13 protein-coding genes are annotated in these 14435 nt (G+C 57.5%); all 13 read left to right on the plus strand.

Translation table 11 applies throughout. The features are described 5' to 3' along the window. Positions 1-14: 14 nt before the first annotated feature. Positions 15-548 carry a F0F1 ATP synthase subunit delta gene (gene atpH, locus L085_RS04490; RefSeq protein ID WP_015376133.1) on the plus strand — a complete coding sequence of 178 codons (534 nt, stop codon included), beginning with the start codon at positions 15-17 and terminating at the stop codon, positions 546-548. Positions 549-560: 12 nt separating this feature from the next. Beyond that, a complete protein-coding gene (gene atpA / locus L085_RS04495) occupies positions 561-2102 on the plus strand; it encodes a F0F1 ATP synthase subunit alpha (protein WP_016929618.1) in 1542 nt (513 codons plus the stop codon). Between the two features lie 59 nt (positions 2103-2161). Beyond that, the gene (gene atpG / locus L085_RS04500) at positions 2162-3025 is read left to right on the plus strand and encodes a F0F1 ATP synthase subunit gamma (protein WP_004933811.1); all 864 of its coding nucleotides are present in this window, start codon (positions 2162-2164) and stop codon (positions 3023-3025) included. Between the two features lie 32 nt (positions 3026-3057). Further along, complete coding sequence (atpD, locus tag L085_RS04505) at positions 3058-4440, plus strand: F0F1 ATP synthase subunit beta (protein WP_033631385.1); 1383 nt, start codon at positions 3058-3060, stop codon at positions 4438-4440. A 20-nt stretch (positions 4441-4460) separates the two neighbouring features. Further along, the gene (locus L085_RS04510) at positions 4461-4880 is read left to right on the plus strand and encodes a F0F1 ATP synthase subunit epsilon (protein WP_004933814.1); all 420 of its coding nucleotides are present in this window, start codon (positions 4461-4463) and stop codon (positions 4878-4880) included. 289 nt (positions 4881-5169) lie between these two features. Next, complete coding sequence (gene glmU / locus L085_RS04515) at positions 5170-6543, plus strand: bifunctional UDP-N-acetylglucosamine diphosphorylase/glucosamine-1-phosphate N-acetyltransferase GlmU (protein ID WP_044030159.1); 1374 nt, start codon at positions 5170-5172, stop codon at positions 6541-6543. A gap of 151 nt (positions 6544-6694) precedes the next feature. Continuing rightward, on the plus strand, positions 6695-8524 hold the full coding sequence (glmS, locus tag L085_RS04520) for a glutamine--fructose-6-phosphate transaminase (isomerizing) (protein WP_043140722.1): 1830 nt from the start codon (positions 6695-6697) through the stop codon (positions 8522-8524). Between the two features lie 336 nt (positions 8525-8860). Next, the gene (gene pstS / locus L085_RS04525; protein WP_004933819.1) at positions 8861-9901 is read left to right on the plus strand and encodes a phosphate ABC transporter substrate-binding protein PstS; all 1041 of its coding nucleotides are present in this window, start codon (positions 8861-8863) and stop codon (positions 9899-9901) included. Positions 9902-9992: 91 nt separating this feature from the next. After that, positions 9993-10949 (plus strand): phosphate ABC transporter permease PstC, encoded by a 957-nt coding sequence (gene pstC / locus L085_RS04530; RefSeq protein ID WP_004933822.1) that lies wholly within the window; start codon positions 9993-9995, stop codon positions 10947-10949. A 1-nt stretch (position 10950) separates the two neighbouring features. Continuing rightward, entirely contained in the window at positions 10951-11841 is an 891-nt protein-coding gene (pstA, locus tag L085_RS04535) for a phosphate ABC transporter permease PstA (RefSeq protein WP_004933824.1), read from the plus strand. Between the two features lie 48 nt (positions 11842-11889). Continuing rightward, positions 11890-12666 carry a phosphate ABC transporter ATP-binding protein PstB gene (gene pstB / locus L085_RS04540; RefSeq protein ID WP_004933831.1) on the plus strand — a complete coding sequence of 259 codons (777 nt, stop codon included), beginning with the start codon at positions 11890-11892 and terminating at the stop codon, positions 12664-12666. Positions 12667-12677: 11 nt separating this feature from the next. After that, complete coding sequence (gene phoU, locus L085_RS04545; RefSeq protein ID WP_004933833.1) at positions 12678-13412, plus strand: phosphate signaling complex protein PhoU; 735 nt, start codon at positions 12678-12680, stop codon at positions 13410-13412. Positions 13413-13580: 168 nt separating this feature from the next. Continuing rightward, on the plus strand, positions 13581-14420 hold the full coding sequence (locus L085_RS04550; RefSeq protein WP_015376136.1) for an ABC transporter substrate-binding protein: 840 nt from the start codon (positions 13581-13583) through the stop codon (positions 14418-14420). The last annotated feature ends 15 nt before the right edge of the window (positions 14421-14435 follow it).

Here is a 14435-nt window from a genome sequence, read left to right on the forward strand (position 1 = left end):
GGAGGGAGGGGCTGATGTCTGAATTTGTAACTGTAGCTCGCCCCTACGCCAAAGCAGCTTTTGACTTTGCCGTTGAGCACCAAAGCGTAGAGCGCTGGCAGGACATGCTGGCGTTTGCGGCTGAAGTCACTCGCAATGAACAGATTTCTGAACTGCTGTCTGGCGCGGTTGCGCCAGAAACGCTGTCCAAGACGTTCATCGCGGTTTGTGGCGATCGGCTCGACGAACATGGCCAGAACTTTATCCGTGTAATGGCCGAAAATGGACGTTTACTGGTTCTTCCTGCCGTGCTGCAGCAGTTCATCGAACTGCGCGCCTCGCTGGAATCCACCGTCGAAGTCGAAGTGCTCTCTGCGAGCGCGCTGAACGACGAACAGCAGGCGAAAATCGCCGCTGCGATGGAAAAACGTCTGTCACGCAAAGTTAAGCTGAATTGCAAAATTGACAAGTCTGTACTGGCCGGCATCGTTGTTCGCGCCGGCGATATGGTGATTGATGGCAGCGTTCGCGGTCGTCTTGAACGCCTGACAGACGTCTTGCAGTCTTAAGGGGACTGGAGCATGCAACTGAATTCCACCGAAATCAGCGAACTGATCAAGCAGCGCATTGCTCAGTTCAATGTAGTGAGCGAAGCTCACAATGAAGGTACTATCGTTTCCGTCAGCGACGGGATCATCCGCGTACACGGCCTGGCCGAAGTTATGCAGGGCGAAATGATCGCGCTGCCTGGCAACCGTTACGCAATCGCATTGAACCTGGAGCGCGACTCCGTTGGTGCCGTGGTCATGGGTCCGTACGCGGATCTGGCCGAAGGCATGAAGGTGAAATGCACCGGCCGTATCCTGGAAGTTCCAGTCGGTCGTGGTCTGCTGGGCCGCGTAGTTAACACCCTGGGCGCACCAATCGACGGCAAAGGCCCGATTGAGAACGACGGTTTCTCTCCGGTAGAAGCTATCGCGCCAGGCGTTATCGAGCGTCAGTCCGTTGATCAGCCGGTTCAGACTGGCTACAAATCCGTTGACGCCATGATTCCAATTGGCCGTGGCCAGCGTGAGCTGGTGATCGGTGACCGTCAGACCGGTAAAACCGCGCTGGCGATCGATGCGATCATCAACCAACGCGACTCCGGCATCAAATGCGTTTACGTGGCTATCGGCCAGAAAGCGTCCACCATCGCTAACGTGGTGCGCAAACTGGAAGAGCACGGCGCACTGGCCAACACCATCGTGGTGGTGGCGACCGCTTCCGAATCCGCTGCACTGCAATACCTGGCGCCATATGCCGGTTGCGCAATGGGCGAATACTTCCGTGACCGCGGTGAAGATGCGCTGATCGTGTACGATGACCTGTCCAAACAGGCCGTTGCTTACCGCCAGATTTCCCTGCTGCTTCGTCGTCCGCCAGGTCGTGAAGCTTACCCAGGCGACGTATTCTACCTGCACTCCCGCTTGCTGGAGCGCGCAGCGCGCGTCAACGCCGAATACGTTGAAGCCTTCACCAAAGGTGAAGTTAAAGGCCAAACCGGTTCACTGACCGCTCTGCCGATCATTGAAACCCAAGCGGGTGACGTTTCCGCGTTCGTTCCGACCAACGTAATCTCGATTACCGATGGTCAGATCTTCCTGGAATCCAACCTGTTCAACTCCGGTATTCGTCCGGCAGTTAACCCGGGTATCTCCGTATCCCGTGTTGGTGGCGCCGCGCAGACCAAGATCATGAAGAAACTGTCCGGTGGTATCCGTACCGCGCTGGCGCAGTATCGTGAACTGGCTGCGTTCTCCCAGTTCGCCTCCGATCTGGACGACGCGACCCGCAAACAGCTGAGCCACGGTCAGAAAGTGACCGAGCTGCTGAAACAGAAACAGTATGCGCCGATGTCGGTTGCACAACAGTCTCTGGTGCTGTTTGCCGCAGAACGCGGTTACCTGAACGACGTCGAAGTCGCCAAAGTGGTGAGCTTCGAAGCCGCGCTGGTGGCCTATGCGGACCGCGAGCACGCCGAACTGCTGAACCACATCAACCAAACTGGCAACTTCAATGATGAGATCGAGGGCAAGTTGAAAGACGTCCTCGAGACCTTCAAGAAAACCCAGTCCTGGTAACGCCGAACGGTCCTGCTGTTGAAAGACAGCAGGCCGTCTGGCACTGAGGAGAAGCAGAGATGGCCGGCGCAAAAGAGATACGTAGTAAGATCGCTAGCGTGCAAAACACGCAAAAGATCACTAAAGCGATGGAAATGGTCGCCGCCTCCAAAATGCGTAAATCGCAGGATCGCATGGCGGCCAGCCGTCCTTATGCAGAGACCATGCGCAAAGTGATTGGTCACCTTGCGTTAGGGAATCTGGAGTACAAGCACCCGTACCTGGATGAGCGTGACGTTAAGCGCGTTGGGTATCTGGTGGTGTCTACTGACCGTGGTCTCTGCGGCGGCTTGAACATCAACCTGTTCAAAAAGCTGCTGGCGGAGATGAAAGCCTGGTCCGAAAAAGGCGTCGAAACCGATTTGGCGCTGATTGGCTCTAAAGCGGCCTCTTTCTTTGGTTCCGTGGGCGGCAACGTGGTTGCCCAGGTGACCGGCATGGGGGATAAACCTTCCCTGTCGGATCTGATCGGGCCGGTGAAAGTGATGCTGCAGGCCTACGACGAAGGTCGTTTGGACAAGCTGTACATTGTCAGCAACAAATTTGTTAATACGATGTCCCAAGAGCCGCAGGTGCTTCAGCTGCTGCCGTTACCGCCAGCCGATGACGAAGAGCTGAAGAAAACGCCTTGGGATTACCTGTATGAACCGGATCCAAAAGTGCTGCTTGATACCTTGCTGCGCCGCTATGTGGAGTCGCAGGTTTATCAGGGCGTCGTGGAAAACCTGGCCAGCGAGCAGGCCGCACGAATGGTCGCGATGAAAGCCGCAACCGATAACGGCGGTAGCCTGATCAAAGAGCTGCAGTTGGTATACAACAAGGCGCGTCAGGCCAGCATCACTCAGGAACTCACCGAGATCGTTTCGGGAGCCTCCGCGGTTTAAGCTAGGTTTACGAATTACGTAGAGGATTCAAGATGGCTACTGGAAAGATTATCCAGGTAATCGGCGCCGTGGTGGACGTCGAGTTCCCTCAGGATGCCGTACCGAAAGTGTACGACGCCCTTGAGGTAGAAAACGGCACCGAAAAACTGGTGTTGGAAGTTCAGCAACAGCTGGGCGGTGGCGTGGTTCGCTGTATCGCAATGGGGACCTCCGACGGTCTGCGTCGCGGTCTGAAAGTGAACAACCTGGACCACCCGATTGAAGTGCCGGTGGGTAAAGCTACCCTAGGCCGTATCATGAACGTATTGGGTCAACCGATCGACATGAAAGGCGACATCGGCGAAGAAGAGCGTTGGGCGATTCACCGCGCGGCGCCAAGCTACGAAGAGCTGTCCAACTCCCAGGAACTGCTGGAAACCGGTATCAAGGTAATGGACCTGATTTGTCCATTCGCCAAGGGCGGTAAAGTTGGTCTGTTCGGCGGTGCGGGCGTAGGTAAAACCGTAAACATGATGGAGCTGATCCGTAACATCGCGATCGAGCACTCCGGTTATTCCGTGTTCGCGGGCGTGGGCGAGCGTACTCGTGAGGGTAACGACTTCTACCACGAAATGACCGACTCCAACGTTCTGGACAAAGTATCCCTGGTTTACGGCCAGATGAACGAGCCACCAGGTAACCGTCTGCGCGTTGCGCTGACCGGTCTGACCATGGCGGAGAAATTCCGTGACGAAGGCCGTGACGTTCTGCTGTTCGTTGACAACATCTACCGTTACACCCTGGCCGGTACCGAAGTGTCCGCACTTCTGGGCCGTATGCCATCCGCGGTAGGTTATCAGCCAACGCTGGCGGAAGAGATGGGCGTTCTGCAAGAACGTATCACCTCGACCAAGACCGGTTCCATCACTTCCGTACAGGCCGTTTACGTTCCTGCGGATGACTTGACTGACCCGTCTCCAGCCACCACCTTTGCGCACTTGGACGCAACCGTGGTACTGAGCCGTAACATCGCTTCTCTGGGTATCTACCCGGCCGTTGACCCGCTGGATTCCACCAGCCGTCAGCTGGATCCGCTGGTTGTTGGCCAGGAGCACTACGACGTAGCGCGTGGCGTGCAGTCCATTCTGCAACGTTACCAGGAACTGAAAGATATCATCGCGATCCTGGGTATGGACGAGCTGTCTGAAGAAGACAAACTGGTCGTATCCCGTGCGCGTAAGATCCAACGCTTCCTGTCTCAGCCGTTCTTCGTGGCAGAAGTCTTCACCGGTTCTCCGGGCAAGTTCGTATCGCTGAAAGACACCATCCGTGGTTTCAAAGGCATTATGGACGGCGACTATGACCACCTGCCGGAGCAGGCGTTCTACATGGTTGGCACCATTGAAGAAGCAGTGGAAAAAGCCAAGAAACTGTAACGCCTTGAGAGGAGGGTGATATGGCTATGACTTACCATCTGGATGTAGTCAGCGCGGAAAAACAGATGTTTTCCGGCCTGGTGCAGAAGATCCAGGTGACAGGCAGCGAAGGTGAACTGGGGATCTTCCCTGGCCATGCGCCGCTGCTGACTGCCATCAAGCCTGGCATGGTGCGTATTGTTAAGCAGCACGGTGAAGAAGAGTTCATCTACCTGTCCGGCGGCATCCTCGAGGTGCAGCCGAGCGTGGTTACCGTGCTGGCGGACACTGCTATCCGTGGTACTGACCTCGACGAAGCGAGAGCGTTGGAAGCTAAGCGTAAAGCTGAAGAACACATTCGCAGCTCTCATGGCGATGTCGACTATGCTCAGGCATCCGCTGAACTGGCGAAAGCGATCGCAAAACTGCGCGTTATCGAGCTCACCAGAAAAGCGATGTAATGTTTGGGTGCCCGGCACCCAACTTTAAGAAAGCGGCCTATAGGGTCGCTTTTTTTTACTTTAAAATAAGCATTTCAGCCCGGCGGGCGGTGTGGTGTATAACCGCTGATATCGGGAAATAAACGTCGCCGATCGCCGACAGTTTTTTCGCTCCGACGGCGAATTGGCCGTGATAGCGGCAGACCAAGGCCCACGCGGCCTGCGCCGGGTTCGTGCAGAGAAATATGTAGTAATATCGTCGCTAAACGGTTTTACTTTCGTCTATCAAAATGGAGTTATCAGGTTGCTTATGTCGAACAGCGCAATGAGCGTGGTCATCCTCGCCGCGGGCAAGGGAACACGCATGTATTCCGATCTTCCCAAGGTTTTACATCCGTTGGCCGGCAAGCCGATGGTGCAACACGTCATTGATGCCGCGATGAAACTGGGCGCGCAACAGGTTCATCTGGTATACGGCCACGGCGGCGATCTGTTGAAAAGCACGTTGACCGAAGGCGCGCTGAACTGGGTGCTGCAGGCCGAGCAACTGGGTACCGGCCATGCGATGCAGCAGGCCGCGCCGCACTTTGCCGACGATGAAGACGTGCTGATGCTGTACGGCGATGTGCCGTTAATCTCCGTGGATACGCTGCAACGCCTGCTGGCGGCCAAGCCGCAGGGCGGCATCGGCCTGCTGACGGTCAAGCTGGACGATCCGAGCGGTTACGGCCGCATCGTGCGTGAGCAGGGCAACGTGGTGGGCATCGTCGAACACAAGGACGCCAGTGAGGCACAGCGCCAGATCAACGAGATCAATACCGGCATCCTGGTGGCGAACGGGCGCGATCTGAAGCGCTGGCTGGGAATGTTGAATAACGACAACGCACAGGGCGAGTTTTACATCACCGATATCATTGCGTTGGCCCATGCCGACGGCAAGAAAATCGAAGCCGTGCACCCGTCGCGTTTAAGTGAAGTGGAAGGCGTGAACAACCGTCTGCAGCTGGCGACTCTGGAGCGCGTATTCCAGTCGGAACAGTCTGAAAAGCTGCTGTTGGCCGGCGTGATGCTGTTGGATCCGGCGCGTTTCGATCTGCGCGGGGAACTTGTTCACGGCCGTGACATCACTATTGATGCGAATGTGATTATCGAAGGTCACGTCAAGCTGGGCGACCGGGTGAAAGTCGGCGCCGGCTGCGTGCTGAAAAACTGCGTGATTGGCGATAACTGCGAGATCAGCCCTTACAGCGTGCTGGAAGACAGCGTGCTGGAAGCAGACTGCACGGTGGGGCCGTTCGCCCGCCTGCGCCCAGGCGCGCAGCTGGCGGCAGGGGCTCACGTCGGCAACTTCGTGGAAATGAAAAAGGCGCGTCTGGGCAAAGGCTCCAAGGCCGGCCACCTCAGCTACCTGGGCGATGCCGAAATCGGTGATGACGTGAATATCGGCGCCGGCACCATCACCTGTAACTACGATGGCGCCAACAAGCACAAAACGCTGATCGGCGATGGCGTATTCGTCGGTTCCGATACTCAGCTGGTGGCGCCGGTGTCGGTCGGCAAAGGATCCACCATCGCCGCCGGCACCACGGTGACGCGCGATATCGCCGAGAACGAACTGGTGCTGAGCCGCGTCAAGCAGGTGCACATTCAGGGTTGGCAACGTCCGGTGAAGAAGAAGTCATAGTGTGTTTTGCGTTGGGCTCCGTTCAGAGCCCAATACAAAACATAATAACCCCCACCATCTACAGGCTCGGGGGACGCACGGTAAAAACCGGCAAAAATCAGGTCAAGGCATCGAAAGCGCCCATGAAGGGCGTTCATTAGGAATATAACTGATGTGTGGAATTGTAGGCGCAGTAGCGCAACGTGATATCGCAGAAATCCTGTTGGAAGGTTTACGTCGTCTCGAGTACCGCGGTTACGACTCCGCTGGTCTGGCGGTGGTCGATGAAAAAGGCAACGTCAGTCGCCTGCGTCGCGTTGGCAAGGTACAAAAGCTGGCCGAAGCGGCGGAACAAACCGATCTGCACGGCGGTACCGGCATCGCTCACACCCGTTGGGCTACGCACGGTGAACCGACCGAAGCGAACGCGCACCCGCATGTTTCCGACTACATTACCGTGGTGCATAACGGCATCATCGAAAACCACGAGCCGCTGCGCGAACTGCTGATTGAACGCGGTTACCGTTTCAGCTCTGAAACCGACACCGAAGTGATTGCGCACCTGGTGCACTGGGAACAACTGCAAGGCGGTACGCTGCTGGAAGTGGTTCAGCGCGTGATCCCGCAGCTGCGCGGCGCTTATGGCACCGTGGTGATGGACAGCCGCGATCCGAGCGTGCTGGTCGCGGCGCGTTCCGGCAGCCCGCTGGTTATCGGCCGCGGCGTCGGGGAAAACTTCATCGCTTCCGATCAGCTGGCGCTGCTGCCGGTCACCCGCCGCTTCATCTTCCTGGAAGAGGGCGACGTGGTGGAAGTGACTCGCCGCACCGTCAACATCTTCGACAAACAGGGCAACGCCATCGAGCGTCCTGAGATCGAATCCCAGGTGCAGTATGACGCCGGCGACAAGGGCGCTTATCGCCACTACATGCAAAAAGAGATTTACGAACAGCCGCTGGCGCTGAAAAACACCCTGGAAGGGCGTTTCAGTCATGGCCAAATCAACCTGAGTGAGCTGGGGCCGCACGCCGACGAGCTGCTCGCCAAGGTGCAGCACGTGCAGATTATCGCCTGTGGGACTTCTTACCACTCCGGTATGGTGGCGCGTTACTGGTTCGAAGCGCTGGCCGGCGTGCCGTGCGATGTAGAGATCGCGTCCGAATTCCGTTACCGCAAATCGGCGGTGCGTCCGGGCAGCCTGATCATCACTCTGTCGCAGTCCGGCGAAACCGCCGACACCCTGGCGGCGCTGCGTCTGTCCAAAGAGCTGGGTTATCTCGGTTCGCTGGCCGTTTGTAACGTTGCGGGTTCGTCGCTGGTGCGCGAATCCGATTTGGCGTTGATGACCAAAGCGGGCACGGAAATCGGTGTTGCTTCGACCAAAGCCTTTACCACGCAGCTCACCGTGCTGCTGATGCTGGTGGCGCGCCTGGGCCGCCTGAAAGGCATGGCGGAAAGCGTGGAGCAGGAGATTGTGCACGGCCTGCAGGCGCTGCCGGCGCGTATCGAGCAGATGCTGTCGATGGATAAAGAGATCGAAGCGCTGGCGGAAGGTTTCTCGGACAAACATCATGCGCTGTTCCTCGGCCGCGGCGATCAGTACCCGATCGCCATGGAAGGGGCGCTGAAGCTGAAAGAGATCTCCTATATTCACGCTGAAGCTTATGCGGCGGGTGAGTTGAAACACGGCCCGCTGGCGCTGATCGACGCTGATATGCCGGTGATTGTGGTGGCACCGAACAACGAACTGCTGGAAAAGCTGAAGTCCAACATTGAAGAAGTGCGCGCGCGCGGCGGTCAGCTGTACGTGTTCGCCGATCAGGACGCCGGCTTCGTCAGCAGCGAAGGCATGACCATCATTCCTCTGCCGCACGTCGAGGAAATCGTCGCGCCGATCTTCTACACCGTGCCGTTGCAGTTGCTGTCTTACCACGTGGCGCTGATCAAGGGCACCGACGTTGACCAGCCGCGCAACCTGGCGAAGTCTGTCACCGTAGAGTAATTTGTCACAGGTAAACTGCAAAAGCCGGCCTTAGCGCCGGCTTTTTTCATGAGTAACGCGAAAGATGACAGCGGCGCCGATTCAGGGATAAACGTTGTCATATTCAAGCGGATAGGGCGTGGCCAAACGGTTTTTTTATTGCTTGGCAATTGCGCTGTTTTTGATTTAACAATTTGATTTTTATATAAATCATCACCCCTCAAATGCACTGTAATATAACTGTCATATTGCGTACATTTTTCTGTCACCAAACTGTCCTATTTTCCCTCCTGCAGCAATACTTACTCTGATTAAAACGACTCGAAGTCGATTTTAAATATCCCATTAGGAGGGATTATGAAACTGATGCGTACCACCGTCGCCAGTATTGTGGCAGCGACCTTCTCCCTGACCGCCGTGTCCGCGTTCGCTGCTGCCAGCCTGACCGGTGCAGGTGCGACATTCCCCGCTCCGGTTTACGCCAAGTGGGCAGATTCTTATCAGAAAGAAACCGGCAATAAAGTTAACTATCAGGGCATCGGCTCCTCTGGCGGCGTAAAGCAAATCGTGGCCAACACCGTTGACTTTGGCGCCTCCGACGCCCCGCTGTCTGACGACAAGCTGGCGGCCGACGGCCTGTTCCAGTTCCCGACCGTGATTGGCGGCGTGGTGCTGGCGGTGAATATCCCGGGCATCAAATCCGGCGAACTGACGCTGGACGGCAAAACCCTGGGCGATATCTACCTGGGCAACGTCAAAAAGTGGAACGATCCGGCTATCACCAAGCTGAACCCAGGCGTGAAACTGCCTGACCAGAACATCGCCGTAGTGCGCCGCGCCGACGGTTCCGGCACCTCGTTCGTGTTCACCAGCTACCTGTCCAAGGCCAATGCGCAGTGGAAAGAAAAGATTGGCGCCGGTTCTACCGTTAACTGGCCGACCGGTCTGGGCGGTAAAGGCAACGACGGCATCGCCGCCTTCGTTCAGCGCCTGCCAGGCTCTATCGGCTACGTAGAATACGCTTACGCCAAGCAGAACAACCTGGCTTACACCAAGCTGGTGTCCGCCGACGGCAAACCGGTCAGCCCGACCGAAGAGAGCTTCAGCAACGCCGCCAAAGGCGCGGATTGGAGCAAAACTTTCGCTCAGGATCTGACTGACCAGAAAGGCGACAACGTGTGGCCAATCACCTCCACCACCTTCATCCTGGTGCACAAAGAGCAGAAAAACCCTGCTCAGGGCGCCGAAGTGCTGAAGTTCTTCGACTGGGCGTATAAAACCGGTGCAAAACAAGCTAACGAGCTGGATTACGCCACCCTGCCGGCAGAAGTGGTTGAGCAGGTGCGTGCGGCCTGGAAAACCAACGTAAAAGACAGTTCAGGTAAAGCGCTGTACTAACAACGCAGGGGCGCGGGTTCGCCGCGCCCCACACAGTTCTTCAGGCTCCGATCCCGGTTGGGGCTGCCAGGGTTCAAACAGAGAGTAATCTATGGCTGAGTACAAGCCGACCATCAAAGCACCGGGCAAAAACGGTGACATCATTTTCAGCGCGCTGGTGAGACTGGCTGCGCTGATTACCCTATTGTTGCTGGGTGGCATCATCGTTTCGCTGATCTTCGCCTCCTGGCCAAGCATGCAGAAATTCGGCTTTGCGTTCCTGTGGACCAAAGAGTGGGACGCGCCGGCGGAGCAGTTCGGCGCGCTGGTGCCGATCTACGGCACCGTGGTCACCTCGCTTATCGCGCTGATCATCGCCGTGCCGGTGAGCTTCGGCATCGCGCTGTTCCTGACCGAACTGGCGCCGAACTGGCTGAAGCGGCCGCTGGGCATCGCCATTGAGCTGCTGGCGGCCATTCCGAGCATCGTCTACGGCATGTGGGGCCTGTTCGTGTTCGCCCCGCTGTTCGCCGAATACTTCCAGACGCCGGTGGGCGAAGTACTGTCGGGCATTCCAATCGTCGGCGAGCTGTTCTCCGGCCCGGCCTTCGGCATCGGCATCCTGGCCGCCGGGGTGATCCTGGCGATCATGATCATTCCTTACATTGCTGCGGTGATGCGCGACGTGTTCGAACAGACCCCGGTAATGATGAAAGAGTCGGCCTACGGTATCGGCTGCACCACCTGGGAGGTCATCTGGCGCATCGTGCTGCCGTTCACCAAAAACGGCGTCATCGGCGGCGTGATGTTGGGCCTGGGCCGCGCGCTGGGGGAAACCATGGCGGTGACCTTTATCATCGGCAACACCTACCAGCTCGACAGCGCTTCGCTGTACATGCCGGGCAACAGCATCACCTCGGCGCTGGCCAACGAATTCGCTGAAGCCGAGTCCGGCGTGCACACCGCCGCGTTGATGGAGCTGGGCCTGATTCTGTTTGTTATCACCTTTATCGTGCTGGCGCTGTCGAAACTGATGATCATGCGTCTGGCCAAGAATGAGGGGCGTTAACATGGCGACGATGGATATGCAAAACGCAGTCGTTCTGGCGGAAAGCCGCCGCAAAATGCAGGCCTGGCGCCGGCAGAAAAACCGCCTCGCGCTGTTCCTGTCGATGGCGACCATGGCGTTCGGGCTGTTCTGGCTGATCTGGATCCTGATCGCCACCGTCACCAAAGGCTTCGACGGCATGTCGCTGGCGCTGTTCACCGAGATGACCCCGCCGCCGAATACCGCGGGTGGCGGCCTGGCCAACGCCATCGCCGGCAGCGGTCTGTTGATCCTGTGGGCGACCCTCTTCGGTACGCCGCTGGGCATCATGGCCGGCATCTACCTGGCGGAATACGGCCGTAAATCCTGGCTGGCGGAAGTGATCCGCTTTATCAACGACATTCTGCTCTCCGCACCGTCGATCGTGGTGGGTCTGTTCGTTTACACCATCGTGGTGGCGAAGATGGAACACTTCTCCGGTTGGGCCGGCATCGTGGCGCTGGCGCTGCTGCAGGTGCCGATCGTCATTCGCACCACCGAGAACATGCTGAAGCTGGTGCCGGATACGCTGCGCGAGGCCGCTTATGCGCTGGGCACGCCGAAATGGCGCATGATTTCCGCTATCACGCTGAAGGCGTCGGTGTCCGGCATCATCACCGGCGTGCTGCTGGCGATTGCGCGTATCGCGGGGGAAACGGCGCCGCTGCTGTTCACCTCGCTGTCGAACCAGTTCTGGAGCACCGACCTGATGCAGCCGATCGCCAACCTGCCGGTGACCATCTTCAAATTCGCCATGAGCCCGTTCGCCGAATGGCAGCAGCTGGCCTGGGCCGGGGTGCTGTTGATCACCCTGTGCGTACTGTTACTGAATATCCTGGCGCGCGTAATTTTCGCCAAGAAAAAGCATTCATAAAATTTTGAGCGCCGCTTTGGCGGCGCTGATGAAAAGAGAGAAGTCTTGATGAGTATGGTTACTGACGCTTCCAGCAGCAAAATTCAGGTACGCGATCTGAACTTCTACTACGGCAAATTCCATGCGCTGAAGAACATCACGCTGGATATCGCCAAGAACAAGGTCACCGCGTTTATCGGCCCCTCCGGCTGCGGCAAATCCACCCTGCTGCGCACCTTCAACAAGATGTACCAGCTGTACCCGGAACAGCGTGCGGAAGGCGGCATCCTGCTGGACGGCCAGAACATCCTGACCGACAACTCGGATATCGCGCTGCTGCGCGCCAAGGTCGGCATGGTGTTCCAAAAGCCGACGCCGTTCCCGATGTCGATTTACGACAACATCGCCTTCGGCGTTCGCCTGTTTGAAAAGCTGTCGCGCGCCGATATGGACGAGCGCGTGCAGTGGGCGCTGACCAAGGCGGCGCTGTGGAACGAAACCAAGGACAAGCTGCACCAGAGCGGCTACAGCCTCTCCGGCGGCCAGCAGCAGCGTCTGTGCATCGCCCGCGGCATCGCCATTCGTCCGGAAGTGCTGTTGCTGGATGAGCCTTGCTCGGCGCTGGATCCGATCTCCACCGGCAAGATTGAAGAGCTGATCAGCGAACTGAAGGCCGATTACACCGTGGTGATTGTGACGCACAACATGCAGCAGGCGGCGCGCTGCTCCGACTCTACCGCATTTATGTATCTGGGCGAGCTGATCGAGTTCAGTGATACTGATAACCTGTTCACTGCGCCGCAGAAAAAGCAGACTGAAGACTACATCACTGGCCGTTATGGTTGATAGGAAGCATCATGGATAACCTGAATTTAAACAAACACATTTCCGGCCAGTTCAACGCAGAGCTCGAGCATATCCGCACCCAGGTGCTGACCATGGGCGGGCTGGTGGAGCAGCAGCTGACCGATGCCATCACCGCGATGCACAATCAGGATGGCGAGCTGGCCAAGCGCGTGATCGAAGGCGACGCCAAGGTCAACATGATGGAAGTGGCGATCGACGAAGCCTGCGTGCGCATTATCGCCAAGCGCCAGCCGACCGCCAGCGATCTGCGTCTGGTGATGGCGATCATCAAAACCATTTCCGAACTGGAACGCATCGGCGACGTGGCGGACAAGATCTGCCGCACCGCGCTGGAGAAGTTCTCGCACCAGCACCAGCCGCTGCTGGTTAGCTTGGAGTCGCTGGGGCGCCACACCGTGCAGATGCTGCACGACGTGCTGGACGCATTCGCGCGCATGGATCTGGACGAAGCGATCCGTATTTACCGGGAAGATAAAAAGGTCGACCAGGAATACGAAGGCATCGTGCGTCAGCTGATGACCTACATGATGGAAGATTCGCGCACCATTCCGAGCGTGCTGACCGCGCTGTTCTGCGCCCGTTCTATCGAGCGTATCGGCGATCGCTGCCAGAACATCTGCGAATTTATCTTCTATTTCGTCAAAGGACAGGATTTCCGTCATTTGGGCGGCGACGCCCTGGAAAAGCTGCTGTCTCCGGGCGGTAAAGACGAAAAAGACGACTAACCCTTTCCGGGTAATATCCTTCCAAGGCGCGGTTTCCCGCGCCTTTATTCCATCTTAAGCGCGTAAAGATAAAAAGGTTATAAATATAGCTTTTTATATTATTTCCTGACCTATGTGGCGCTTGCTAGCTTATCCGCCAGCAGGACATCAACCACTTAGGAGCTTTCTATGAAACATCGCGCTTTGGCCTTAACGTTGTTAGCCAGTCTGACCGGTTTCGCCGCCGGCGCCGCGCACGCGGACAAACTTGACGATATCAAGCAAGCCGGCGTGGTGCGCATCGCGGTGTTCGACAGCAATCCGCCGTTCGGTTACATCGATCCGCAGAGCAAGAAGCTGGTGGGCTACGATGTGGATGTCGCCGACGCGATCGGCAAAGCGCTGGGAGTGAAAGTGGAGCTGCGCGCCACCAACCCGGCCAACCGCATTCCGCTGCTGGTGTCGAAGAAGGTTGACCTGATTGCCGCCAACTTCACCATTACCGACGAGCGCGCCAAGGAAGTGAACTTCAGCGTGCCGTATTTCGCCACCGGCCAGAAATTCATCGCCCGCAAAGGCGTATTGAAAACCCCGGAAGACATCAAGAAGCTGCGCATCGGCGCGGACAAGGGCACGGTGCAGGAAATCACCCTGCGCGAGCGTTTCCCGACGGCGAAAGTGATCTCCTACGATGATACCCCGCTGGCGTTCGTGGCGCTGCGTAACGGCAACGTGCAGGCGATCACTCAGGACGACGCCAAGCTGGTCGGCCTGCTCGGCAACCTGCCGGCGGCGCAAAAGGCGGAGTTTGAAATTTCGCCGTTCAGCCTGACCAAAGAGTATCAGGGCGTCGGCATTCCCAAGGGCGAAGATCGCCTGACCGCCGCGGTGAACGAGACGCTGATCAAGCTGGAAAAAGACGGTGAAGCGGTTAAGATTTACGATCGCTGGTTCGGGCCGGAAACCCAATCCGCCCAGCCGCGCGGCGATTTCAAAATCGCGCCTTTGGATCAGCAACCGAAAGCCTGATTTAACCGCGCGCGG

Origin of the sequence: Serratia sp. FS14 (genome assembly GCF_000695995.1) — a bacterium.
In the GTDB taxonomy this organism is placed as follows: Bacteria; Pseudomonadota; Gammaproteobacteria; order Enterobacterales; family Enterobacteriaceae; genus Serratia; species Serratia nematodiphila.